The following is a 25,914-nucleotide window of genomic DNA, read 5'->3' as shown; positions in this document are numbered from 1 at the left end:
GGATTAGCGGCTGAGATGTTCGATAAGCGCTGGAACGACTTTGTAGATGTCGCCTACCAGGCCGTAATCGGCGTAATTGAAAATAGGCGCGTTTTTATCTTTGTTGATGGCGACAATGACTTTCGCGCCGTTACCGCCGACCATATGCTGGATTTGTCCTGAGATGCCTAGCGTGAGGTAAAGGTCCGATTTCAATAACACGCCAGAAACGCCAATATAGCGTTCGCGCTCCATCCAGTTTTCGCCTTCAGCAATGGGGCGTGAACAACCCACTTCAGCACCCAGTACGGATGCCAGTTGGTGCACCATTGCCAGGTCGTTTTGCGCAACCAGGCCGCGACCCACACCCACCACGCGTTTGGCTTTGCTGAGGTCCACGCTGCTCACGGATTTGGCGCGACGCTCCAGGCACATAATTTCATGGTGCGGTGAGATGTAATTTGCTGAGACAACAGGGCAGTTATGCGAGGCGTTTTCCGCTACGGGTTCAAGCAGGCCAGGGGCAAGCGTGATGATCGCCAGCGTGCTTTTGATTTTTTCTTTGCCAAATGCCAGCCCACCGTACATACGGTGTTCAGCGAACAGTGTGCCTGCATCAAGCGTTACTGATGTGGCATCGTTCACCATCGCGGCGTTGAGCTGAATGCTTAAGCGCGCGCCAAGGGATTTGGCCCGTTTGGTGGCGGGCATCAATAGCAGTCCGGCGTGTTCCTGTATCAGAGCGGCGATGGTTTCGGCATAATTTTCAACACGCTGCAAACCGGAGATTGCTCCGAGCACGACGATTTTATCAGCGCCCAGGGGTTGCAACTGCTTGGCCTGGTCGCTGCCTTGCACAATAAGGTGTACCTGCTCACCCCACTGGCGAGCGCCGGCCATTAATTCTGCATAGCGTTCTACGTTATCGCTGAACACCCAGACGTTGGCTAATTTACTCATGATAATTTCTCTCCGTTGGGCTTAGTTCAGGGCTTTTTTCAGATGTTCAGCCAGTTCGGCAATGGCTTCTGCTGAGTCATTTTCCAGAATGATGTGCTGACGTTCGGTTTGCGGCGGCACGGTGAGACTCACCAGTTCTGCTAACGGTGACGCAGGTATCCAACCAATATCGCTGGCTTGCCACGGAGTGACCGGTTTTTTACCTGCGCCCAGAATCGCTTTCATTGAGGGGATACGCGGTGTGTTGATATCCGACGTCACGCAAAGTACGGCGGGGAGCGGCAGATCAATCACTTCGACTTCATCTTCCAACGTGCGCTCAACCACCAGGCGATCGCCGTTACGTTGGATGCGGCTGACGGCATTAATCACCGGGAGCTGTAATAGTTCACCAACCAGTAAGCCGACCTGCTGCGCGTAGATATCCCCCGATCCTTCACCGAACAACATCAGGTCGACATCCATTTTTTTGGCCGCGCAGGCCAGCGCCTGAGCGGTATCGCGGGGTAATGAGTGCTCCAACTGTGGATCCTGCACCATAAACAAACTGTCCGGCCCGCGGGACAGCACGTCCTTACGCACTTTAGAGTTTTGTAGTAGCGAACCACCCACCGTTAAGGCGACGATTTCATCACCCTCGGCGCTAAGTTGCGCAGCGGCCTCTATCGCATTTAAATCAAACTGACTGATTTTGGCATCGGCCCGGTCAAAGTTAAGCGAGCGCTGTGGGGTAACAACAACGTCCTGTTCTTCAGGCACCAACTTAAAGCAGGTTATTATTTTCATGGCATCTCCAGTGATTCTCGTGTGGATAATGACGTGGCGCGTCATTATCGACAGTAGGGAAAATTGACTGAAAATAGTGTGCGACAGAGGGGACTGTATTTTCGACGGGACAATCTGTTTTCATTGCCAACAATCTTGCAAAAAAAACGACCCGGGATTACCGGGTTTATCAGCAATAATCAGACGTTGCGTACTGCAGGAAAAAACGGGAAGACAAAGGCAGTGAAAATAAATGCGAAATGCATCATGTTTTTAATCGCTTTTATGCTTGATTTGTTTCTTATATGTAAATTATTAATGCAGGGTTAATAACATTTATTCTTTCTGATTATTATAAAACACAAATAATCAGTGGTGACAATGCACTGGAGCAGCCGGTGTCATCTTGCAGATGGCGCAAATAATTTTGTTTCGCCTGGAAGGAATAACGTTGTATAACGTCATTATCGTTTTTATTTTTTCATATTAATAATTCATAAAATTGCTGCCTTTAGGTGGAGGTTGTCATGTATCAACGCTGCTTTGATAATGCCATGGAGACCCTTTTTGAACCGGGGAAAAACCCGAGGTTTTCGCGATTCGTCATCAGTGATGACCCTAAGTGGGAGTCGGGGCATCATGTTCACGATAATGAAACGGAACTTATTTATGTCAAAAAAGGGGTCGCAAGATTTATTATCGATTCGTCGCTGTATGTTGCGCATGCCGGGGATATCGTGGTGATAGAGCAAGGGCGGCTTCATGCGGTTGCTTCAGATAGCAATGCGCCTGCTACCACATACACCTGTGCGCTCCACGATTTTCGTTTCAACGGTTGGCAGGATAATCAGCTATTACAACTGCACTCGTGTCCGGTCATAAGCGTGACTCAGGGTAAGGAGGTTATTAAGAGTATCTTTAATGAGTTGAGCGTCATGCTGCCCCAGAGCAAAAATAATTTGTCGTCTTCAGCTTACGATGCATTTGCTTATGCACTAACTGTTTTATATTACGAAAATTTTAAAAATGCATATCGTTCAGAGCAAGGTTATATCAAAAAAGATGTTTTAATTAAAGATGTGCTGGTTTATTTGAATAATAACTTCCGCGAAAAAATAACTCTCGATCAGCTCTCCAAAAAATTCCGTGCCAGTGTCAGTTATATCTGTCACGAATTTACTAAAGAGTATCGTATTTCGCCGATAAATTATGTGATTCAGCGACGGATGACTGAGGCAAAATTTGCCCTGACAAATACGGAAGCCTCGTTAGCGGAAATCTCCTGGCGGGTAGGGTATGAAAATGTCGATCACTTTGCCAAACTCTTCCAGCGGCATGTGGGTTGTACACCCAGTGATTATCGTAAGCAGTTTAAAAATAATCTGGCTGAGCAGGAATGCCTGATGCCAGAGGTCTGATTATCCTGGCTTGTGCCGGAAAACGCATTTGCGCTATCCGGCACGTATTACCGCTTACTTGTTCTGATAGTCTTTCAGGATTTGGCGACCAGCGACGTAAATCATAATTTCGTCGGTACCGCCGCCAATACGTTCGCAACGGACATCGCGCCAGAATCGGGAAACGCGAGCTTCATCGGTGTAACCCAACCCGCCCATGATTTGAATGGCGTCATCAATCACTTCCATTGCCGTACGGGCGCAATACAGTTTTGCCAACGCCGCACTGGTCCGCAGTGACTGTTCCTGATCGGCCCGCCAGGCAACTTTCAGCACCATGTTGCGCATGTTTTCGATTTTAATCGCCATCAGCGCCAGTTTTTCCTGGATCATCTGGTTATGGCCAATCGGTTTACCAAATGCGATGCGTTGGTTAGCGTAACGGGCGGCATCTTCAAAGGCGCACTCGGCAAAACCGGTACTGCGTGCAGCGTTGATCAACCGTTCCATTTCAAAGTTGTACATGACGTTAAGGAAACCCATGCCTTCTTCGCCGACCCTATCGCTTTCGTCTACTTCAACGTCATCAAGATAGACTTCGCAGGTGCTGAGCATGTGCCAACCAATCTTATGCAGTGGATTAACCTTAATGCCGGGTTTCTTCGAATCCACCCACCACAGCGTAAAGGCTTTTTTCGGATCTTTCGGCTCCGGATCGCGAGCCAGTACCAGCATATACGGGTACTCTTTCGCGCCGGTGATAAAGGTTTTTTGCCCGTTGAGATAGACCTTGCCATTTTTGCGAGTGTAACTGGTGGTCGCGCTGTTGTTGTCTGAACCTGCTCCCGGCTCGGTTAATGCCAGCGCATAGGCCGGATCGCCCGTTTCCATGGTGCTTTCTGCCGTTTTACGTAACTGCTCGGCGGAGCCAAAACGGCGCATACTGTGGATACACTGACCGTTCGTTATTAAAAAAGCGGGTGCGCCGCATTTGGACACTTCCATCAGCGCCAGCATCTGCGTGACGTAATCTGCCGGGATACCGCCGAACTCTTCCGGAACGCCCAGCATCGAAATACCATTGTCGGCAAGGGCGCGCATAAACTCTTTCGGATAGGTAGCCGTCTGATCGCAGGTACGGAAATATTCTTCCGGGAAATTACTGGTAATCAGTTCCCGAATGCTGGCAAGCAGCAGTTCTTGTTCTTCAGTTAATGAAAAATCCATCAGGGTACTCCTTTTAATTGGCAGCATCGGGTAATACAAAACCCATAGAGGTGTCGATAAATAATCTTTCGTCCATCAGTTTCAGCTCGGGGGAAATAACCGGAGAAAAATCCATTTTGTCCAGAATGTCTTCCTGTAAAGAGACTCCTGGGGCAATCTCGACTAAATGAAGGCCATCTTCTTTTAACGTAAATACAGCGCGCTCGGTGATGTAGCGCACATCAAGCCCTCGCTCGAGGGCAATTTCCCCGCTGAAAGTAACTTCAGGTAATTCATTGACGAATTTTTTTACCCGTCCTTCCTGAACGATATTTAATTTGCCATCGGCAACTTCTGTTTTCAGACTTCCGGCAGTTAATGTGCCGCAAAATATTATTTTCTTCGAGGTGGCGCTGATATCGATAAAACCGCCAGTACCCATGATTTTGCCATTGAATTTATGTACGCCGACGTTGCCGTGGCGATCCACCTCAGCAAAGCTTAAATAGCACACATCCAGCCCGCCACCGTGATAGAAGTCAAACTGAGAGGTCATATCCAGAATTGCGCGAGTGTTGACGTTGGCGCCAAAAGCGATGCCCTGAGAGGTAATACCGCCTATCGGGCCGGTCTCAACCGTCAGAATGAAGTCGTCAGCGCAGCCTTCTTCGCGCGCGACGAGACCTATACCATCGGCGATACCCACGCCAACGTTGCCGACCGCGCCTTTACGCATTTCGAACAGGGCGCGGCGAGCCACCAGTTTACGCTGATTGAGCGCCAGGGGCGTTTGTTGGCTGTCATCGAGGACAAAATCGCCCGAGATAAAACGGTTAACTGGCGCACCGCCATACAGTTGAGTTTGATCGGGGTCGATGACCACAATATCGACCAGATAGCCCGGGATACGTACCGCTTTCGGGTGCAGGGTGGCTTTCTTCACCATTTTTTGCACCTGCATCATGACGATGCCGCCGTTGTTGTGTACGGCCTGGGCAATCACCAGCGCATCGAGATACATAACTTCATCTTCAAAGGTGGCGTAGCCTTCGCTGTCGCAGGTGGTGGCACGAATAAAGGCGATGTTTGGCGCAATGGCTTTGTAATAGAGGTACTCTTTGTTATCGATTTCCACCAGCTTGATCAGATCGTCGGTGGTCACTTCATTCAGTTTTCCGCCCTGTTGGCGGGGATCGACAAATGTTCCGATACCAATCTCACTCAGAATGCCAGGCTGGTGGGCTGCCGATGCACGCAGGGTCTGGGTTAATACGCCCTGAGGATAGTTATAGGCGGCGATTTTATTCTGTTCAGCGAGGTCGGAGATTCGTGGTGATTGTCCCCAGTGGCCGCATAATGCCCATTTGACTAAACCTTCCTGTGCCAGCGGGCTAATTCCACGGTCTGCACGGTCACCCAGCCCCGTTGGGCTAATTAATGATAAGTTTCGCGGTGACTGTGCATTTTTATATTTTTCAGCCAGCGCGTTAATTAATGTCGTTGCTTCGAGGATACCTCCGCCTGCGCCTAAAACACAGAGCGTTGCTTCATCAGGAATGTAATTAATGGCTTCAGCTGCGGATAATACGGGTACCCGACCATCAATGCGTTTTGGTCTTAATAATTTCATGTAAACTCCAGATTATATGCGTGCGACAGCCTGTCGCTATATTCGACAATAATAATTTGAGTTATTTAATAATGTCCGGCCAGCTGCCCGATATTCGTGAATGAGCGAATATCTGGGGCAGGGCATTACTGATATTAATATGAATAAATTTTATTATTACGCCTGATGCAATATGGTCAAAACGGTACGTAGATCGGTGACCGAAATTTGCCCAGGGGCAGAGGCTTTTTTCACCGCGCCAAAGGTTGCCGCTGAACCGAAAACCTCACCGGACAGGCGTGAAATCACCCCTGTTTTGGCCATTGACATGGTAATGATCGGCCGATCGGCATAGCGTTCTTGCATTTCCAGCGTGGCGCCAAGCAGGGTCAATACATCCGATGTGTTCTGCGGCATCAGGGCGATTTTAGGAATATCAGCGCCAAGTTCCTGCATTTTACGCAGACGTTGAATAATCTCTTGTGCGGCTGGCGTCTTATGGAAATCATGATTCGACATAATGACGGCGACATTTTTAGCGTGCGCATGTTCGACGGTGGCTTTAACCAACTCATCACCAGTGAAAAGCTCCAGGTCGATCATATCCACCAGACCGCTATCTACTGCCGCACGGTTTAGTTCGATATAGTTTTCAACAGATAGCGCCTGTTCACCACCTTCTTTAGCGCTACGAAAGGTAAACAGCAGCGGTTTGTCAGTCATTACATCGCGGATGGTGCGTGCAGCTTCCAGCACGGCATCTATGGAGGAGATATCGCTGAAATGGTCAACGCGCCATTCCAGAATATCGAAATCCGCTTCGCGATAGGCCAGCGCTTCACTTTTTACCGTTGCGATGTCTTTACCCATCAGCGAGACAATGATCTTCGGCGCACCCTCGCCAATCACGAGGTTTTTTACGGTTACGGTTTTCATCGATTACCCTATTAATATATTACAAATGCTTGTCCGTCAGGCTGCAAAACCCATAACCTGTTTCACATACTCCAGTGGGAAATCTTTCCCGGTCCAGAGTTTGAACTGTTCAGCCCCTTGCCATAACAACATGCCGTAACCATCAATCGTTTTGCAACCGGCAAGTTGTGCCTGCTGCAATAATTTGGTCATATGCGGGTTGTAGACGCATTCAGTTACCAGCAGGTCCGGTCGCAGCAGGGTAACGTCGGTTACGAGAGAGTCGTTCTCCAGCGGTTTCATGCCCACTTTCGTACCGTTGGTCAAAATATCTGCACTGGCCAGTGCGTCAGCAAAAGCCTGTCGATCGTCGAGATCGATAACGGTGACCACACAGTCGGTATTCTCATTGACACGTTTGGCGAATTCTTGCGCTTTGGCAAAGAACTCATCCTGGCGGTTGAAGAGTTTGATTTCTTTGATGCCTTCAATCGCTGCCTGGGCGCCAATGGCCGTTGACGCGCCGCCTGCGCCCAACAGTACCATGGTTTTACCTCTGATATCGAAACCGCTTTCCTTGATTGCCCGAATATGACCGGTGCCATCGGTATTGTAGCCGCGCAGGTAACCATCGTCATTGACGATAGTATTGATCGCGCCGACCAGTTTGGCTGCAGGCGTTAATTCATCAACATATTCGCATGCCAGCTGTTTGTTGGGCATAGAGACTCCGGTACCGCGCATCTTTAAGGCTTTCAGCCCGGCAATTGCGTTAGCAAACGTTGAGTTATCAACTTCAAATGCCATGTAAGTAAAAGGCAATCCTGCTTTTTCTAATGCCTTGTTTTGCATTTCAGGCGACAGACTATGTCTGATAGGGTAGGCCATCAGACCAATCAGTTCATATTTTGCAGTTACGTCCATTTGATACTCCTTCTGAATAATTTATTGAAAATAACGTTCGCCCAACCGCACATCATTTTGGGGAATATCAAATACGCGGTAGTAACGAATAAAAACGATGATGGCGGTGACGAAGGCCAGCAAAGCGAATGCGAGGTCCAGCAAAATGATGTACTGCAGGCCAATGTTAGAAAGGTATCCGGTGATTAATGGGATAATAAAGTTGGCGACGCCACCCATCATCATATAAATACTGGTGACTTTGGCTTTGCTCCTGGGAAAAAACTCTGACATCACCGAAACGCCGAGCTGTAAAATCCCCCCTGCTGCAGAGAACCCAATCAGAAATGAACCGGCGTTACACACCAATGGAGATGGATATAAATAGATAATGGCGGCGGTGACGGTTGCCAGTCCGGCGTTAAAGACATTCGCCCAAATAGGTCGAACCATTTTCTTAAGCAGCGCTGCAAAAATAAACACGCAGACCAGCGATCCCATGCTGTAGTAAGAGATGGTTTTTAGCGCGTCGGCTTCTGTCATACCGGCAAATGCCATCGCGTATTTCGGCATCCAGACAACGATGACGTAAAAGGTCGAAAATGCGGCTACCCCGAACATGACGGATGCCACGCCTTCCAGCCAGACCAACGGTTTACTGTTCATCTGGGGGAGTTCTTTTGCAATGCCCGCATCCACCATCTGGCTGGGGAAGCGACTTCTTAGCAACATTAAGGTGATGATGACAAACAATACGCCCGGGATAATGACCGCATAGCCGTACCAGATATGATTGAGCAGCATGGTGCTGACGACGATGGGGTAGACCATCTGCCCAAACGAGACCATCGCTTTAACCAGGATAACAGCGGATCCAGATGCCTTAGGGAAACACTCCATCAATGCCGGATAGCCGCCTGTATCCAGCGCCGAGTTTGCCACACCGACGCAAACAGCCAGAATAAAGGCAATCATCAGATTCGGGCTGGCGGGAATACCGAAGAAAAACAGCATGTACAGAATCGCACCTAACAGAATGATTGCCCGCCGACCAAATTTGTCTGAGAGCACCCCAAAGAATAAAATACTCACTAATCGACCAAGACCAATGCCGGAAATTAAATAGGCAATCCCGGCATTGTCGGTGGAGAATTTTTCTGCAAGCGAGCTCATATTTTGCGCCAATGTAATGACGCTAATGCCGTGTAAAAAATAACTTAAATAAATACAGCTTATCGCCAAAAGAAATGGCGTAGTAAAGGTCTTGTTTTGAGACATTTTCACAACTCCTTGCGGATTTTAAAATTGTTCTGTGCTCGTCGGTTTAGTTTAAATTGCGGCGACCTTGTGAATAATATACCGGGTGGTAACTATTGGGCCTACATAGCATGGCGTTTAACTTACCAGGGATGTTGCATGTCAAATTGTGAATTTAATACTCTGCGCCCACTTTTTGCTGAAATTTTAAAAATGCAGTCAATTATTTTGCAGGTATGAGGAACAATATTGCATCCGCGCTATTCTGCGACTTGAGTCATTTTTAATTGATGCTTTGACGCGATGTTGCTGCGATAACCAATAAACAGCGCCAACAGAAAACCTACAGCGGCTATGGCGGTATCAAACCACATGATGTGAGCGATGCTAATCTCGGAAAGTTTCGCTGTAATCAACGGGATGGTAAAAGTGGCTATGCTGCCTGCGCTGTAGTAAATCCCGGTGGCTTTGCCCTTTGCCTGCGGAAAGCGTGCCGCCATCAGCGTTAAACCGATTTGTACCACGCCTCCGGCTGAAGAAAAACCGATGACAAACGCGAAGACGATGACCACGTAGGTTGTTGGATGCAGACACACCATGAGCAGGGCGCAAAATGAAATGAACGTGTACAGCGTCAATAACGATGTCGCGCGTGCTGCTTTGCGTACCAGTGGGGCAGTAATCAAAACGCACAACAGGGAACCGCACGTGTAAATGCTTAAGAGTTTGATCGATAACGTATAGGACATCCCGGCGACGAACTGTCCGTATTGTGCCAGCCACTGGCTCACCAGATAAAATGTCGCCATAGCGATATAGCCGTATAAGGTATAACTGGCAAGGTCGAGCAAGGAGCATTGATGTTCAGGCTGTGCGGTTTCTTGTTTTGCAGGTTGTGTTCTGATGACGATATCAGGCCCGGGATGCGGCGGGAACCGACAGCGAAACAAAAACACACCGTTGAATAACATAATGGCTGCAGCCAGCAGGAAGGACCAGCCAAACCAAAGTTCGGCCCACACCAGTAGACTGATAATCATAGGCAGTAAAAACTGGCCGCTGGAGACGAACGCTTTAATTAAAATATTGGCCGTGCTGGGTGTGCGGGGAAACGCCTCCATCAGGCTGGGGTAAGTACCGGCATCGAGAAAACTGTTTGCCATTCCTGCCAAAAACCCAAATGCATAGGCAATGTAAATACTGTGAGTATTGACGATACCGACAAAGAAAATCAGGTAGCAGGTCATGCCGAAAATAATAAACGGTCTGCGGCCATAGCGATCTGAGAGCATGCCTGCCACCAGTAAGACGCTTAAACGGCCAATGCCGAGTGAGGAAATAACAATTGAAACACCTGCGGCATTGGTCTGCCACTGTTGTTCCAGTGCAGACATATTGAGGCTCATCAGAATCACCCCCATGCCGTGTACCAGGTAATTAAAGTACAGCCCTATCGCAGTGGAGAAATAGGTATTTTTCATAATATGTTACTCAGCGAAGAGGCTAAATGAGAGTGGTGTTGCTGTCTCTTAACACAAACGCTCAAGGTCGTGGGCATACAGCTCTGCAGCAGCCGATTGGTAGATTTTCCAGTCAAGAAAATTATCGTGCTGATAAACCGTCTGAAAAGAGATGAAATCGGGGAAAAAACGCATGGTGTTATTACCGATACGATTATTTATTTTGTCGATAATTGCGTTAATTCTTAACTTTCTCATGGCCTTCATTTCTGCACAAATTCGCGTGATATCTTCCGGGATTTCCCTTTCGCCACTTTCCCATTGATGCCAGGCGGCAACATTATGATCCCGCGAGATATACATAGCGCTTTCTTCTACCGTCATAGCAAAAATATGGCGGAAAGCCTGGAGTTCTAATGCGTTCATTATTTGATAACCTCATCAACGACGGTGGAATAGTAATAACATTGCTGTGGATATTTCGGCTTGAAGAGAGTCACAGTATCTTGTGCAATATTATTTGTTCATCAACGGGGAAGTGGACGTGTGGAGCGGTTAGGTGGGTGGCGAGGCGTGCTAAGGACAAAAAAAAGCCCATCGTGGGAGATGGGCAAAGACTACACACAGCAATTCGTTGTTTCACTCAGGGGATTTCCATGCTTATAAATCAATGTGTTGATCTAAAGCCATGGGCTAATAGTAGGCATACTGGTTTTTTACGTCGATCAGATTCATCTCAATAGTTTAAAAACTGTAAAGAATTTGCGACACAAATGAGTATTTAAAGAGGGGCGAGGTTCAGTCCAATGCAGTAAGGGAAAGGAACTGATTAGCATTGTTAAACAATCAGGCGGCCGTGCCGCCTGAAGTGGGATTACTTATTGCGTTCCATTTCAGCAATTTCTTCGAGGATTTCATCCGGATTGCTGCCTGGTGCAGGGGCTTCGTTTACCCAGGCTGAGAACAGACGCCAGGAGACGGCCAGTACTACCGGGCCGATGAACAGACCAATCATACCGAAAGCAATCAGTCCGCCGATGACCCCAGAGAGGATCAGGATCAGCGGCAAATCGGCGCCCATGCGAATCAGCATCGGGCGAATAACGTTATCCAGTGTACCGACCACGCCGCTCCACACCAGCAGCACGGTGCCCCAGGTTGAATCCCCCGTCCAGTACAGCCAGATAATGGCCGGCACCAGCACCGGTAACGGCCCCAGTTGGATCAGGCATGACAGGATCATCAATACCGCCAGCAGCGTGGCATACGGCACGCCGGTTACCGCCAGACCAATGCCGCCAAGAACAGCCTGCACCAGGGCGGTGACCACAACACCTAATGCGACGGCGCGAATGGCCTGCGCTGCCAGCAGAATGGCAGCATCGCCGCGTTTGGATGCCAGGCGACAAGCAAAATGGCGAATACCTAACGCCACCTGTTCACCGCGCCAGTAAAGCAGGGCGCTGAACAGCAGCATCAGACCACAGTGCATCATAAAGCGACCAATATGCGCAGCCTGTCCGACAAACCAGGTTGTCGTCGTGCCAATATAAGGACGAACCTTGGCCATGATGGCCGAGCCGCCCATATCCAGCAGGCTGTGCCATGCGGCATACATTTTGGCACCGACCAACGGAATACTGTTCAACCACGCCAGATCCGGCAACGTCATATCGCCAGCGGTTACGGCATGGATCAACGGCCCGCTGCCATCAACAATGCTATTCACCAGCAGCGCGATAGGAATGATAAACAACAGCACCAGCAGCAGGGTCATTACCAGCACGGCCAGTGAGCGGCGTCCCCAAAGTAATTTTTGTAAGCGTAGCAGGATCGGCCAGGTTGCAATGACCACCGTACCTGCCCATGCAAAACCGAGGATAAAGGGTTGAACAATCCAGAGACAGGCCACAATCATGATGGCTAAAAACAGCACCGATAGCAGCACTTGTGCAATATCCCTGGGCTGACGGAAATTTACCATAAATACTTTTCACCTTTGTCTTTGCGCCAGAACGTTGACGCGACGTGAACACTTAAATGACACCCTGTAATGATGAGCAATTTCAGCGGTTTTGAACAGGCGGATTCTGCCTGTAAATCTGCTGAGCGTATTAGAAAAAAATGTGATACAACAAACAAAGCAACACGCAAACGATTAAATTCACAACACAGACCGCAGGAAAGGGTCACTATAATGATTCCACAAATTTCTCAGGCGCCAGGTGTCGTTCAACTGGTGCTCAATTTTTTGCAGGCGCTGGAGCAGCAAGGATTTACGGGCGATACGGCAACGAGCTATGCCGATCGCCTGACAATGTCGACGGATAACAGTATTTATCAGCTGCTTCCTGATGCTGTTGTTTTCCCGCGTTCAACCGCAGATGTGGCGCTGATCGCCCGTCTGGCGGCGGAACCTCTTTTCTCTTCGCTGATTTTTACCCCGCGCGGCGGCGGCACCGGGACCAACGGTCAGGCGCTGAATCAGGGCATTATTGTTGATATGTCCCGCTATATGAGCCGCATTATAGAAATCAATGTGCAGGAAGGCTGGGTGCGGGTCGAAGCCGGGGTGATTAAAGACCAGCTCAACCAGTTTCTGAAACCTTACGGCTATTTCTTTGCTCCCGAATTATCCACCAGTAACCGGGCAACGTTGGGGGGGATGATCAATACCGACGCATCCGGACAAGGTTCGTTGGTTTACGGTAAAACCTCCGATCACGTGCTGGGTATCCGCGCGGTGCTGATGGGCGGCGATATTCTTGATACTCAGCCAATGCCGGTCGAACTTGCCCAAACGCTGGGTAACAGCAATACCACTATTGGCCGCATCTACAAGACGGTTTATGAGCGTTGCCGCGATAACCGACAGTTGATCATTGATAAATTCCCCAAACTTAATCGCTTCCTGACCGGTTACGATCTACGGCACGTCTTTAACGATGAGATGACCGAATTTGATTTAACCCGCATTCTTACCGGCTCTGAAGGTACGCTGGCGTTTATCACCGAAGCCCGTCTGGACATCACGCCGCTGCCCAAAGTCAGACAACTGGTTAACGTTAAGTACGACTCTTTCGACTCGGCGTTGCGTAATGCCCCGGTGATGGTGGAAGCTCGCGCGCTGTCGGTAGAAACCGTCGACTCTAAAGTGCTTAATCTGGCGCGGGAAGATATCGTCTGGCACTCGGTAAGTGAATTGATTACCGATGTTCCTGATAAAGAGATGCTGGGTCTGAACATTGTGGAGTTTGCCGGTGACGACGAAGCATTGATTGATTCGCAGGTCAGCGCACTGTGTGAACGTCTGGATGGCTTAATCGCTCGTCAGGAAGCGGGCGTCATTGGCTGGCAGCTATGTACCGAACTGGCGGGTGTAGAACGAATTTACGCTATGCGTAAAAAAGCCGTTGGTTTGCTGGGGAATGCTAAAGGTGCCGCGAAGCCGATTCCGTTTGCCGAGGATACGTGCGTCCCGCCTGAACATCTGGCTGACTATATTGCCGAGTTCCGCGCGCTGCTCGACAGCCACAGTCTCAGTTACGGCATGTTTGGTCACGTAGACGCAGGCGTGCTGCACGTCAGACCCGCGCTGGATATGTGCGACCCGCAGCAGGAAGTGCTGATGAAACGCATTTCTGACGATGTCGTCGCGTTGACGGCAAAATATGGCGGACTGCTTTGGGGCGAGCATGGAAAAGGTTTTCGTGCAGAATACAGCCCGGCGTTCTTCGGTGAGGAGCTGTATAGCGAACTGCGTAAAGTAAAATCGGTCTTTGATCCGCAAAACCGACTGAATCCGGGGAAAATCTGTCCACCTGAAGGCGTAGATGCGCCGATGATGAAAGTGGACGCGGTGAAGCGCGGAACGTATGACCGTCAGATCCCGCTGGCCGTACGCCAGGAGTGGCGCGGGGCGATGGAGTGTAACGGTAACGGGTTGTGCTTTAACTTCGATGCGAAAAGCCCCATGTGTCCGTCGATGAAAATCAGCCTCAACCGTATTCATTCACCAAAGGGGCGGGCCACGCTGGTGCGTGAATGGCTGCGTCTGCTGGCCGATCGCGGGATTGACCCGGTACAGCTGGAGAAAGAGCTACCGGAAAAACGCGCCAGTTTACGTACGCTGATTGCCCGTACCCGCAACAGCTGGCATGCGCGCAAGGGGGAATACGATTTCTCGCACGAAGTAAAAGAGGCAATGACCGGCTGTCTGGCGTGTAAAGCCTGTTCCACACAGTGTCCGATTAAAATCGATGTCCCGGAATTCCGCTCGCGCTTCCTGCAAATGTACCACACGCGTTATCTGCGACCGTTGCGCGATCATATGGTGGCGACCGTTGAGAGTTATGCGCCGTTAATGGCGCGGGCGCCCAAAACGTTTAACTTTTTCATCAACCAGCCGCTGGTGCGGAATCTGGCTAAAAAGCACATCGGTATGGTCGATTTACCGCTGCTGTCTGCGCCATCGCTTCAACGTCAGATGGTTGGTCATCGTTCCGCCAATATGACGCTGGAACAGCTCGAGTTGCTCAGCATTGAGCAAAAAGCCCGTACGGTGCTGGTGGTGCAGGATCCATTTACCAGCTATTACGATGCGCAGGTGGTGGCTGATTTTATACGCCTGGTTGAAAAGTTGGGTCTGCAGCCGGTATTGCTGCCTTTCTCGCCAAACGGCAAAGCTCAGCATATTAAGGGTTTTTTAAACCGTTTTGCCAAAACAGCGAAAAAGACATCCGAGTTTCTCAACCGGGTGGCGAAGCTGAACATTCCGATGGTGGGGGTCGATCCGGCGCTGGTGCTCTGTTATCGCGATGAATACAAGCTGGCGCTCGGGGAAAAGCGGGGTGATTTCCATGTGCTGCTGGCTAACGAATGGTTATCGACAGTCCTCGAGTCACAGCCAGCAGTCACAATCGGCGGCGAACCGTGGTACTTCTTTGGACACTGTACTGAGGTGACGGCACTGCCGGGCGCGCCTGCGCAGTGGGCGGCTATCTTTGCACGCTTTGGCGCCAGACTGGAGAATGTCAGCGTGGGTTGCTGTGGAATGGCGGGCACTTATGGTCACGAAGTGAAGAATCATCAGAATTCACTGGGGATCTATGAGCTATCATGGCACCAGGCAATGCAACGATTGCCGCGTAACCGTTGCCTGGCTACTGGATACTCCTGTCGCAGCCAGGTCAAACGCGTTGAAGGCACGGGCGTTCGCCATCCATTACAGGCACTGCTGGAGATTATAGGATGATCTGGAAACGTGAAGTTACACTCGAGGCGCTCAATGCTATGGGTGAAGGAAACATGGTGGGGCTGCTCGATATTCGTTTTGTGCACATTGGCGATGATACGCTGGAGGCCACGATGCCGGTGGATCACCGTACCAAACAACCTTTTGGTTTGCTGCACGGCGGCGCGTCCGTAGTGCTGGCGGAAAGTATTGGTTCGGTGGCTGGCTACCTGTGTACCCAGGGGGAACAGAAAGTCGTGGGCCTGGAGGTTAACGCCAACCATATTCGCTCCGCGCGGGAAGGGCGCGTCAGAGGGGTATGTCGCGCGGTACATACCGGCTCTCGTCATCAGGTGTGGCAAATCGAAATCTTCGATGAGCAGGGACGATTGTGCTGCACGTCGCGTCTGACAACCGCAATTTTGTGATGCATATTGCTTTTGGTCATTATCTGCACAGGGAATGTGTTATACTGTGCAGGTTTTGAACACAAGCGAGGATGATATGTCTACCCAATTAGACCCGGCCCAACTGGCAATAGAATTTTTACGTCGTGATAAAACCGATCTTTCACCGGCTCAGTACCTGAAAAGACTGAAACAACTTGAGCTGGAGTTTGCTGATCTGTTGGCGCTCTCTTCAACTGAATTGAAAGAAGAGATCTATTTTGCCTGGCGCATGGGCGTTCATTGATTCCGGTATGCTTATCGTAATAAAACCCCGACACGCGTTCGGGGTTATTTTTTGCCTTAGATCTTAATTACCACTTCATCTCACCGCTATTAACCTTCGCACTTAGCTCCAGAGAACTTGCGTCCGCAAGACCCGGCCATGCTGCGGTCATGGTTTTAATCACATAGTCTGAACCTTTCTTCGCCCCCAACGCCTGCTCAAACGACTGTAAATAGTCATGTGTGAAGCGAATGGCCTTATCGCCCGCAGGGCGTTCGCCAATGTAATGGCCCGGAACTACCTGAGTAGGCTGTAAATTCTGCATTTCGCTCAGTACGCTACGCCATGCGCTACGTTGTTCTGCAGACTGTGTATCCGCCGTCCAGACGTGAATCCCGGAAGCCACGCCGGTCCCGCCAATAATGGCACGGTTCGCCGGGATCCAGACATAGGCTGCATAATCGTCAGGATGACGCAGTTCCAGCGTTTCGCCATCAATCGTGAAATGCGTTTGCGTGGTCGCCTGTGGAACGGTGAGCGATGTTGGCGCGCCGTCCTTCATTTGCGGACCCCAGAACTGCAGCTTAGCCTCTTTGGTGGCGCGGATATGGTCTACTACGTGCGGTGTTGCCAGAACTTTAACCTGCGGGAACGCGTTGACGATGGGCTGCAGACCGAAATAGAAATCCGGATCGCCGGAAGTGATCACGATAGCCTTCAGCGTTTTACCGCTGGCGCGAATCATCTGCACCAGTTGTTCGCCATCTTTGGTGCTGAACTGGGCGTCAAACAAAATCGCCTCTTTGGGGCCAGACACCAGCGTCGAAGAGACTGGGAAAATAGCCTTATCCTGCGGATTATAGACGTCGAGCTGTAGCGGTGCGGCAAAAGCTGAAGACGCAAACAGAGGTAATAACAGGGCCAGAGATTTAACTTTCATACCAGGTAACCTTATGCAGGGAATTGTCTTTTGATAGTTCCCGTATTTTAAGCATATTCGTATCTGTTAGAATTCCCTCATTAGGACATGCTGAGTTTCATAAAACGATCGGATGGGGTGCAATGGACAGAGTGATGGCGGCAACGGTATTCAACCATATCTGTGATTTGGGCAGTCTGAGTGCCGCCGCGCGCGCATTGGGGCTGTCACGCCCGATGGTCAGTCGATATCTCGACGAGATGGAGAAATGGGCGGGGACAAGGCTTATCCATCGTTCGTCGCGCCGTTTGACGATCACGCCAGCGGGTGAAGAGGCATTACTGAAAACACGTTCTCTGGCGCAACTTTCGCTGGATATTGGCGCCGCCAGCGCCGCACAAACGCCGTCCGGCACGTTACGTGTGGCCTGTGCACATTTTACTGCCTTGCATATCTTAGCGCCGGTTCTGCCCGCTTTTCTGGCGAGGTATCCGCAACTGCGTATCGAGGTGGAGATCAATAACCAACCGGTAAGCCTCGTGGGAGAACGTATCGATGTGGCGATCCGTATAACGGAAAACCCCGAGCCAGGGACTATCGCCCGTCGCCTTGGCGACTGTAAATCGGTGCTCTGTGCGTCTGTTGATTATCTGCATCAGCATGGCACTCCAGAGAATATCGATGATCTTACGCAGCATAATTGTCTCTACTACAGCGGTTTTGCTGGAAAATCCTGGCACTTTCTGGATGCCCAGGGCCAGGCTGTCTCTGCTGCAATCAGAGGTAATTTGAGCGCCGGGATCTCTTCGCTACTTTGTGAGTCGGCGTTGGCGGGAATAGGCGTTGCGTTGGTGCCTGAACTGGAGGCGCGGGAAGGGCTGGCACAGAGAAAACTGATTAGACTATTGCCCGAGCTTCAACCTAAATGCCTGCCGATATATGGTTTATACCTTTCTCGAGAGCATCAGCCAGCAGGGTTGCGCCTGTTGCTGGATGCGCTTAGTGAACCAGAGTGCTAACCGGGTGGCTAAACGTGCTTATAAAATAGTCAAACCGCCATTAGTGTTAAAAAAAACTGTTCAGTGTATGAGATTCTTCTTATCGCCCCTTCAAGAGCTAAGCCATCGTGAGTGCCGGAGATAAGCGCCGGATGGGGCCGGAACCCTTAAGCCTGCCAGCAAGCAGACTTAAGGGTTTTTTGTTTGTTCATTATTAGAATTGTATTTTCCTCCGGTCATCCCCACCTATCTCTTAAATAGACATTATCTATACATCTTTTAATATTTGACCTGCCTGAACGATTGGATTTTTATAATCCATTGTTAATCAATGTATTGAACAAAAAATTCCATCCCTGTAAACCCACGCTGCAGGGTCTATGCTTAGTAAAAGTAGTCAAAAAGGGCGATTAACCCGAATGCCCCTGCTGTTGAGGGGTTGAAGTGATAATCATTATCACTAACATGGTGTTATAGCTTCAAAGCTAGTGACTCGAGGTAACTCTATGGAATTGCATTCAGGAACATTTAACCCGGACGATTTTGCCTGGCGTGGACTGACGTTAACGCCAGCGGCTGCGGCGCATATCCGCGAGCTGGTAGCAAAGCAACCCGACATGTTGGGCGTGCGTTTAGGCGTGAAGCAAACGGGATGTGCGGGATTCGGCTACGTGCTGGACACCGTCCGCGAGGTCCAAAAAGACGATCTGTTGTTTGAAACGGATGGCGCCAGACTTTATGTGCCGTTACAGGCGATGCCGTTTATCGACGGTACAGAGGTCGATTTCGTTCGCGAAGGATTAAATCAGTTATTTAAATTTCATAACCCGAAAGCCCAGAACGAATGCGGCTGTGGCGAAAGTTTTGGGGTATAGGCGGTACTATGTCTCGTAATACTGAAGCAACTGACGATGTCAACACCTGGGCTGGCGGGCACCTTAATTATAAAGAGGGCTTCTTCACCCAACTGCAAACTGATGAGCTGGCGAAAGGGATCAACGAAGATGTCGTGCGTGCGATTTCGGCAAAACGAAATGAACCCGACTGGATGCTGGAATTTCGCCTGAATGCCTTTAACGCATGGCTCTCCATGGAAGAGCCGCACTGGCTGAAAGCGCATTACGACAAACTGAATTACCAGGAGTATAGCTATTACTCCGCGCCGTCCTGCGGCAATTGCGATGAAACCTGCGCATCTGAGCCGGGAGCGGTACAGCAAACGGGGGCGAATGCGTTTTTAAGCAAAGAGGTTGAGGACGCATTTGAACAGCTTGGCGTGCCGGTCCGCGAAGGCAAAGAGGTGGCGGTTGATGCCATTTTTGACTCGGTGTCGGTAGCGACCACCTATCGTGACAAACTGGCGGAACAGGGCATTATTTTCTGTTCGTTCGGTGAGGCGATTCACGATCACCCTGAGCTGGTAAAACAGTATCTGGGCACGGTCGTACCAGGTAATGACAATTTCTTTGCCGCGCTGAATGCGGCGGTGGCATCCGACGGTACGTTTATCTATGTACCGAAAGGTGTGCGTTGCCCAATGGAACTGTCGACCTATTTCCGTATCAATGCGGAAAAAACCGGGCAGTTTGAACGCACCATTCTGGTTGCGGATGAGGGCAGCTACGTCAGCTATATCGAAGGCTGTTCAGCCCCGGTGCGTGACAGCTACCAGCTGCATGCCGCGGTGGTGGAGGTCATCATCCACAAAGATGCCGAAGTGAAATACTCGACCGTACAAAACTGGTTCCCTGGCGATGGTAACACCGGCGGCATTTTAAACTTCGTTACCAAGCGCGCTCTGTGCGAAGGTGAAAACAGCAAAATGTCGTGGACGCAGTCGGAAACCGGCTCAGCCATTACGTGGAAATACCCAAGCTGCATTCTGCGTGGCGACAACTCTATCGGCGAATTCTATTCCGTTGCGCTAACCAGTGGTCACCAGCAGGCCGATACCGGCACCAAGATGATCCACATCGGCAAGAACACCAAATCGACCATTATCTCGAAAGGGATCTCCGCCGGACACAGCCAGAACAGCTATCGCGGTTTGGTGAAGATCATGCCGACCGCCACCAATGCCCGCAACTATACCCAATGCGATTCGATGCTGATCGGCGCGGATTGTGGGGCGCACACCTTCCCGTATGTCGAGTGTCGTAACAATAGCGCCCAGCTTGAGCACGAAGCCACAACGTCGCGTATTGGTGAAGACCAGCTGTTTTACTGCCTGCAGCGCGGCATCAGCGAAGAGGATGCCATTTCGATGATCGTGAATGGTTTCTGTAAAGACGTGTTCTCTGAACTGCCGCTGGAATTTGCCGTGGAAGCGCAAAAACTGCTCGCCATAAGCCTTGAACACAGCGTCGGTTAAAAATTTAAGGAAAGCACATGCTAAGCATCAAAGATTTACAGGTCAGTGTGGAAGATAAGACGATCCTGCGTGGTCTCAGCCTTGAGATTCGCCCCGGAGAAGTCCACGCCATTATGGGACCGAACGGTTCCGGGAAAAGTACGCTTTCCGCCACGCTGGCCGGACGTGATGACTACGAAGTCACCGGCGGGACGGTAGAATTCAACGGTAAAGATTTACTGGAACTGTCACCGGAAGACCGGGCCGGTGAAGGGATCTTTATGGCATTTCAGTATCCGGTGGAAATCCCCGGGGTCAGTAATCAGTTTTTCCTGCAAACGGCGCTGAATGCGGTGCGCAGCTACCGTGGCGAGGAGTCGCTGGACAGGTTTGACTTCCAGGATCTGATGGAAGAGAAAATCGCGTTGTTGAAGATGCCGGAAGATCTGCTGACGCGTTCGGTAAACGTCGGTTTCTCCGGCGGCGAGAAAAAGCGTAATGACATTTTGCAAATGGCGGTACTGGAGCCTCAACTGTGCATTCTTGACGAGTCGGACTCCGGGCTGGATATCGACGCGCTGAAAATCGTCGCCGATGGCGTGAACTCGCTGCGCGATGGGCAACGTTCATTCATTATCGTCACCCACTATCAGCGCATCCTGGACTATATCAAACCCGATTATGTTCACGTTCTCTACCAGGGGCGAATTGTGAAGTCTGGCGATTTCTCGCTGGTCAAACAACTGGAGGAGCAAGGTTATGGCTGGCTTAGCGAACAGCAGTAACGTGCTGCAACAGTGGCATCATCTGTTTGAGACGCAAGGGGAGACGCGCTCGCATCATGCCCAGCAGCATCTGCAACAGATGCTACGTCTGGGACTGCCAACGCGTAAGCATGAGGACTGGAAATACACGCCGCTGGAGGGATTAACCAACAGCCAGTTTGTCAGCCATGTCGCTGAAATAACGTCAGCCCAGTGTGAAGCGTTAGCGCCGGCTATTGATGCTGTCCGACTGGTGTTTGTCGACGGGCAATTCTCTCCGACGCTCAGCGACAGCGCGGAGGGTAGCGGTTTTGAGATTGTCGTTGACGATGTGCGCCAGACGCTGCCTGCGGCTGTACAACCGGAAGTCTTTCTGCACCTGACGGAAAGCCTGTCCCGCAGCGTGACGCACATTCAGGTGAAGCGTAACCAGCGCCCCGCGAAACCGTTGCTGCTGCTGCACATTACTCAGGGACTGACGGGCGATGAGGTAAATACGGCGCACTATCGCCACCATCTGGAGCTGGCGGAAGGCGCAGAAGCCACCGTTATTGAGCATTATGTCAGTCTCAGCGAGCTTCGTCATTTTACCGGTGCGCGCTTAACGATGAACGTCGCGGCGAATGCGCATTTGCGCCATATCAAACTGGCATTTGAGAATTCGCTCAGCCACCATTTCGCCCATAACGATATTCAATTGGGCGCAGATGCCACCGCCGCCAGCCACAGCTTTTTACTCGGTGCTGCGGTGTTGCGCCATAACACCAGCACCCAGCTTAATGGTGAAAACACCACGCTTCGGCTTAACAGCCTGGCGATGCCAGTGAAAAATGAAGTCTGCGATACACGGACCTGGCTTGCGCATAACAAAGGATATTGCAACAGCCGCCAGCTGCATAAAACGATTGTCAGCGATAAGGGCCGGGCGGTATTTAATGGCCTGATCAACGTCGCCCAGCACGCTATTAAAACCGATGGTCAGATGACCAACAATAATTTGCTGCTCGGTAGACTGGCAGAAGTGGACACCAAGCCACAGCTGGAAATCTATGCCGACGACGTGAAATGCAGTCACGGAGCGACGGTAGGGCGGATTGACGATGAGCAGATGTTCTATCTGCGTTCACGCGGGATCGGCCAGCAGGATGCTCAACAAATGATTCTCTATGCGTTTGCCGCTGAGCTAACGGAAGCCCTGGGCGAGGAAACGCTGAAACAATTGGTACTGGCGCGGATCGCCCAACGCTTGCCGGGAGGCGTAGCATGACATTTCCCATTGAAAAAGTGCGGGCCGATTTTCCGGTCCTGGCGCGTGAAGTGAACGGTTTACCGCTAGCCTATCTGGACAGCGCCGCCAGCGCGCAAAAGCCTAATCAGGTGATTGATGCCGAAGCCGAATTTTACCGTCATGGCTATGCAGCGGTCCACCGCGGGATCCATACGCTGAGCGCGCAGGCCACAGAAAAAATGGAGAATGTACGCAAGCTCGCCTCGCTGTTTATTAACGCCCGTTCAGCTGAAGAGCTGGTGTTCGTGCGTGGTACCACGGAAGGTATCAACCTGGTGGCGAACAGTTGGGGCAGCAGCAATGTGCGGGCGGGCGATAACATTATCATCAGCGAAATGGAGCATCACGCCAATATTGTACCCTGGCAGATGCTGTGTACCCGCGTAGGCGCAGAACTGCGCGTCATTCCACTCAATACAGACGGTACGTTGCAGCTGGAAACGCTACCGACGCTGTTTGACGATCGCACGCAACTGCTGGCGATTACCCACGTATCTAACGTGCTGGGCACGGAAAACCCGTTGGGTGAGATGATTGAGCTGGCGCATCAATACGGCGCAAAAGTGCTGGTGGATGGCGCACAGGCGGTTATGCATCATCAGGTGGATGTGCAGGCGCTGGATTGCGACTTCTATGTTTTCTCCGGGCACAAGCTTTACGGGCCAACCGGTATTGGCGTTCTGTATGCCAGAGAGTCGCTGCTGCAGGAAATGCCACCCTGGGAAGGCGGTGGTTCGATGATTGCGACAGTAAGCCTGAGCCAGGGGACGACGTGGGCCAAAGCCCCCTGGCGGTTTGAAGCCGGAACGCCAAACACCGGGGGCATTATCGGGCTTGGCGCGGCGATTGAGTACGTTTCAGCGCTGGGGCTTATTGAAATCAGCGAATATGAACAGTTCATGATGCGCTATGCGCTGGAACAACTGGCGGAAGTGCCGGATTTGACGCTTTACGGTCCGGATAACCGCCTGGGGGTGATTGCATTTAACCTCGGCAAACATCACGCCTATGACGTCGGGAGTTTTCTCGATAACTATGGGATCGCCGTGCGGACGGGACATCACTGTGCTATGCCGCTAATGGCCTACTACAACGTTCCCGCTATGTGTCGTGCGTCGATCGCCATGTACAACACCCACGAAGAAGTGGATCGCCTGGTAACGGGTCTCAAGCGTATTCATCACTTACTGGGATAACAGGGAGGCGTTATGGCTGCGCTACCGGACAAAGAAAAGTTGTTGCGTAATTTTCTGCGTTGCGCGAATTGGGAAGAGAAATACCTGTACATTATTGAACTGGGTCAGCGTCTGCCGGCATTAAACGACGACGATCGTAATGCGGAAAATAGCATCCAGGGATGTCAAAGTCAGGTATGGATTGTTATGCGTCAGAATGGCGAAGGTATTATTGAATTACAGGGCGACAGCGATGCGGCAATTGTGAAAGGGCTTATCGCTGTGGTATTCATTCTGTATGACCGCATGACGGCTCAGGATATTGTGAACTTTGATGTGCGTCCGTGGTTTGAAAAAATGGCGCTCGCACAGCATCTCACACCGTCCCGGTCACAGGGGCTGGAGGCGATGATTCGGGCGATTCGCGCCAAAGCTGAAACTCTTAGCTAAACTGATAAAACACGTCAACTTTCAGACCGTCTTGAAAGCGTTCGTGTAGGGCAACGCAGTGACTCGTAGGCCGGATCGGGCGCTTGTCGCCGTCCGGCAAGAACGCCAGGGGGGTGAGTGAGTATGAAACGCGCGTCTGTTATTACGTTAATGCTAATCGGCGCTTACAGCGCTATTCAGGCCGCATGGGCGGTCGATTATCCTTTGCCCCAGGCGAACAGCCGTCTTGTTGGGCAAAACCAAACCTACACCGTGCAGGAAGGCGATAAAAACCTCCAGGCGATAGCCCGTAAGTTTGATACCGCCGCAATGCTGATCCTTGAAGCCAACAATACCATTGCCCCCGTACCTAAACCTGGAACGCTGATTACTATTCCCTCGCAATTACTGCTGCCGGATGCGCCACGCGAAGGCATTATTGTGAATCTGGCGGAATTACGTCTGTATTACTTCCCGCCGGGAGAGAATATTGTTCAGGTATTCCCGATTGGTATCGGTTTGCAGGGGCTGGAAACGCCGGTAATGGAAACCCGGGTTGGGCAGAAAATCCCCAATCCGACCTGGACCCCTACAGCAGGCATCCGTAAACGCTCTCTGGAGCGCGGCATCACCTTACCGCCGGTAGTACCCGCCGGGCCAAATAACCCGTTAGGACGCTTTGCACTGCGTCTGGCGCATGGAAACGGTGAATACCTGATCCATGGCACCAGCGCGCCGGACAGCGTGGGCCTGCGCGTGAGTTCTGGTTGTATTCGTATGAACGCGCCGGATATCAAAGCACTGTTTGCCCAGGTCCGTACAGGTACGCCGGTCAGGGTGATTAATGAGCCGATAAAATATTCGATTGAGCCGAACGGCATGCGGTATGTCGAGGTGCACCGACCGCTGTCGCCGGAAGAGGAGCAAAACGTCCAGACCATGCCGTATGTGCTGCCAGCCGGTTTTACCCAGTTTAAAGACAGTAACGCCGTGGATAACAGCCTGGTGGAAAGAGCGTTGTACCGTCGCGCGGGCTATCCGGTCACCGTGACTGCCGGGCAAGCCTCGGTCGTTAACAATGGAGCGGAAGTGAAGTCTGCACAGAATGGCGCGCCGGGAGAGGGCGCAGAGGTGCGTATTACGCAATAACAGGGAAGGAAATTCGGGGCAAAAAAAATGGCGCACAATGTGCGCCATTTCTATTACACAGATACTATTACTTGCGGTATTTAGTAGCTGCGTTGTCCAGACGCTGGTTAGCGCGAGCTGCGTCATCTTTAGCAGCCTGAACGTCGGAACGCATTGCGTTCACGTCGTTGCTCAGCTGGTCAACTTTAGCGTTCAGAGTCTGAACGTCAGAAGACAGCTGATCGATTTTAGCGTTGCTGGAGCAACCTGCCAGCAGAGTAGAACCCAGGATTACCGCGCCCAGTACCAGTTTAGTACGATTCATTATTAATACCCTCTAGATTGAGTTAATCTCCATGTAGCGTTACAAGTATTACACAAAGTTTTTTATGTTGAGAATATTTTTTTGATGGGAATGCACTTATTTTTGATCGTTCGCTCAAAGAAGCATCGAATTGTGCAAAAACAGCTAAAAACCCGAGTGAAAACAGAAAGCTTCCATCGGAT

24 protein-coding genes and 1 other RNA gene are annotated in these 25,914 nt (G+C 50.9%); 12 read left to right on the top strand and 13 right to left on the bottom strand.

Features of this window, described 5'->3' with window-relative positions; genetic code table 11:
* Nucleotides 1–3: 3 nt before the first annotated feature.
* Nucleotides 4–939 carry an electron transfer flavoprotein subunit alpha gene (locus LA337_12875; protein ID UBI14096.1) on the bottom strand — a complete coding sequence of 312 codons (936 nt, stop codon included), beginning with the start codon at nt 937–939 and terminating at the stop codon, nt 4–6.
* A gap of 21 nt (nt 940–960) precedes the next feature.
* On the bottom strand, nt 961–1,725 hold the full coding sequence (locus LA337_12870) for an electron transfer flavoprotein (GenBank protein UBI14095.1): 765 nt from the start codon (nt 1,723–1,725) through the stop codon (nt 961–963).
* Nucleotides 1,726–2,231: 506 nt separating this feature from the next.
* Between LA337_12870 and LA337_12865 the strand changes: the two genes are divergently transcribed.
* Nucleotides 2,232–3,122 carry an AraC family transcriptional regulator gene (locus tag LA337_12865; GenBank protein UBI14094.1) on the top strand — a complete coding sequence of 297 codons (891 nt, stop codon included), beginning with the start codon at nt 2,232–2,234 and terminating at the stop codon, nt 3,120–3,122.
* 54 nt (nt 3,123–3,176) lie between these two features.
* On the opposite strand, the gene LA337_12860 is transcribed toward LA337_12865, so the two are convergent.
* The 9 genes from LA337_12860 to ydiK all read right to left on the bottom strand — a co-directional run bounded on the left by LA337_12860 (nt 3,177) and on the right by ydiK (nt 12,435).
* Nucleotides 3,177–4,328, bottom strand: a complete 1,152-nt coding sequence (locus LA337_12860; protein ID UBI14093.1) for an acyl-CoA dehydrogenase — start codon at nt 4,326–4,328, stop codon at nt 3,177–3,179.
* Between the two features lie 13 nt (nt 4,329–4,341).
* A complete protein-coding gene (locus tag LA337_12855) occupies nt 4,342–5,937 on the bottom strand; it encodes an acyl CoA:acetate/3-ketoacid CoA transferase (GenBank protein ID UBI14092.1) in 1,596 nt (531 codons plus the stop codon).
* A gap of 156 nt (nt 5,938–6,093) precedes the next feature.
* Entirely contained in the window at nt 6,094–6,852 is a 759-nt protein-coding gene (gene aroD / locus LA337_12850) for a type I 3-dehydroquinate dehydratase (protein ID UBI14091.1), read from the bottom strand.
* A gap of 36 nt (nt 6,853–6,888) precedes the next feature.
* A complete protein-coding gene (gene ydiB / locus LA337_12845; GenBank protein UBI14090.1) occupies nt 6,889–7,755 on the bottom strand; it encodes a quinate/shikimate dehydrogenase in 867 nt (288 codons plus the stop codon).
* 21 nt (nt 7,756–7,776) lie between these two features.
* Nucleotides 7,777–9,012: an MFS transporter gene (locus tag LA337_12840; protein UBI14089.1), complete on the bottom strand. Its 1,236-nt coding sequence runs from the start codon at nt 9,010–9,012 to the stop codon at nt 7,777–7,779.
* 239 nt (nt 9,013–9,251) lie between these two features.
* A complete protein-coding gene (locus LA337_12835; protein UBI14088.1) occupies nt 9,252–10,472 on the bottom strand; it encodes an MFS transporter in 1,221 nt (406 codons plus the stop codon).
* A 48-nt stretch (nt 10,473–10,520) separates the two neighbouring features.
* Nucleotides 10,521–10,877, bottom strand: a complete 357-nt coding sequence (locus LA337_12830) for a YdiL family protein (GenBank protein ID UBI14087.1) — start codon at nt 10,875–10,877, stop codon at nt 10,521–10,523.
* Nucleotides 10,878–11,033: 156 nt separating this feature from the next.
* Nucleotides 11,034–11,141: antisense sRNA RprA (gene rprA, locus LA337_12825), an RNA gene on the bottom strand.
* A gap of 184 nt (nt 11,142–11,325) precedes the next feature.
* Complete coding sequence (ydiK, locus tag LA337_12820; protein UBI14086.1) at nt 11,326–12,435, bottom strand: AI-2E family transporter YdiK; 1,110 nt, start codon at nt 12,433–12,435, stop codon at nt 11,326–11,328.
* Between the two features lie 213 nt (nt 12,436–12,648).
* Between ydiK and LA337_12815 the strand changes: the two genes are divergently transcribed.
* From LA337_12815 to LA337_12805, 3 genes are all read left to right on the top strand, one after another.
* Entirely contained in the window at nt 12,649–15,705 is a 3,057-nt protein-coding gene (locus tag LA337_12815) for an FAD-binding oxidoreductase (GenBank protein UBI14085.1), read from the top strand.
* Nucleotides 15,702–16,112, top strand: coding sequence for a 1,4-dihydroxy-2-naphthoyl-CoA hydrolase (menI, locus tag LA337_12810; protein UBI14084.1), 411 nt, complete (start codon nt 15,702–15,704; stop codon nt 16,110–16,112). The genes LA337_12815 and menI overlap by 4 nt, the downstream gene beginning before the upstream one ends.
* Before the next feature lie 76 nt (nt 16,113–16,188).
* The gene (locus LA337_12805) at nt 16,189–16,377 is read left to right on the top strand and encodes a YdiH family protein (GenBank protein UBI14083.1); all 189 of its coding nucleotides are present in this window, start codon (nt 16,189–16,191) and stop codon (nt 16,375–16,377) included.
* A 67-nt stretch (nt 16,378–16,444) separates the two neighbouring features.
* Here the strand turns inward: LA337_12805 and LA337_12800 are convergent, their stop codons facing one another.
* Nucleotides 16,445–17,296, bottom strand: coding sequence for an MBL fold metallo-hydrolase (locus LA337_12800; protein ID UBI14082.1), 852 nt, complete (start codon nt 17,294–17,296; stop codon nt 16,445–16,447).
* A 122-nt stretch (nt 17,297–17,418) separates the two neighbouring features.
* On the opposite strand from LA337_12800, the gene LA337_12795 reads away from it, so the two are divergent.
* The 8 genes from LA337_12795 (at nt 17,419) to LA337_12760 (ending at nt 25,428) form a co-directional block, all read left to right on the top strand.
* The gene (locus LA337_12795; GenBank protein ID UBI14081.1) at nt 17,419–18,294 is read left to right on the top strand and encodes a LysR family transcriptional regulator; all 876 of its coding nucleotides are present in this window, start codon (nt 17,419–17,421) and stop codon (nt 18,292–18,294) included.
* Nucleotides 18,295–18,779: 485 nt separating this feature from the next.
* Nucleotides 18,780–19,148, top strand: coding sequence for a Fe-S cluster assembly scaffold SufA (gene sufA / locus LA337_12790; protein UBI14080.1), 369 nt, complete (start codon nt 18,780–18,782; stop codon nt 19,146–19,148).
* 8 nt (nt 19,149–19,156) lie between these two features.
* Nucleotides 19,157–20,644 (top strand): Fe-S cluster assembly protein SufB, encoded by a 1,488-nt coding sequence (sufB, locus tag LA337_12785; GenBank protein ID UBI14079.1) that lies wholly within the window; start codon nt 19,157–19,159, stop codon nt 20,642–20,644.
* A 17-nt stretch (nt 20,645–20,661) separates the two neighbouring features.
* The gene (sufC, locus tag LA337_12780; protein UBI14078.1) at nt 20,662–21,408 is read left to right on the top strand and encodes a Fe-S cluster assembly ATPase SufC; all 747 of its coding nucleotides are present in this window, start codon (nt 20,662–20,664) and stop codon (nt 21,406–21,408) included.
* Nucleotides 21,383–22,654, top strand: a complete 1,272-nt coding sequence (sufD, locus tag LA337_12775) for a Fe-S cluster assembly protein SufD (protein ID UBI14077.1) — start codon at nt 21,383–21,385, stop codon at nt 22,652–22,654. The genes sufC and sufD overlap by 26 nt, the downstream gene beginning before the upstream one ends.
* Nucleotides 22,651–23,871, top strand: a complete 1,221-nt coding sequence (gene sufS, locus LA337_12770; GenBank protein UBI14076.1) for a cysteine desulfurase SufS — start codon at nt 22,651–22,653, stop codon at nt 23,869–23,871. The genes sufD and sufS overlap by 4 nt, the downstream gene beginning before the upstream one ends.
* A gap of 12 nt (nt 23,872–23,883) precedes the next feature.
* Nucleotides 23,884–24,300 carry a cysteine desulfuration protein SufE gene (sufE, locus tag LA337_12765; GenBank protein UBI14075.1) on the top strand — a complete coding sequence of 139 codons (417 nt, stop codon included), beginning with the start codon at nt 23,884–23,886 and terminating at the stop codon, nt 24,298–24,300.
* Nucleotides 24,301–24,423: 123 nt separating this feature from the next.
* Nucleotides 24,424–25,428, top strand: a complete 1,005-nt coding sequence (locus LA337_12760; GenBank protein ID UBI18459.1) for a L,D-transpeptidase family protein — start codon at nt 24,424–24,426, stop codon at nt 25,426–25,428.
* A gap of 67 nt (nt 25,429–25,495) precedes the next feature.
* Here LA337_12760 and lpp read toward each other — a convergent pair whose 3' ends face one another.
* Nucleotides 25,496–25,732, bottom strand: coding sequence for a murein lipoprotein Lpp (gene lpp, locus LA337_12755; GenBank protein ID UBI14074.1), 237 nt, complete (start codon nt 25,730–25,732; stop codon nt 25,496–25,498).
* Nucleotides 25,733–25,914 lie beyond the last annotated feature (182 nt).

The organism is Citrobacter europaeus (genome assembly GCA_020099315.1).
GTDB classification, from domain to species: domain Bacteria; phylum Pseudomonadota; class Gammaproteobacteria; order Enterobacterales; family Enterobacteriaceae; genus Citrobacter; species Citrobacter europaeus.
The sequence above is the reverse complement of the archived record's forward strand: the minus strand, read 5'-3'. Positions and strand labels throughout refer to the sequence as shown.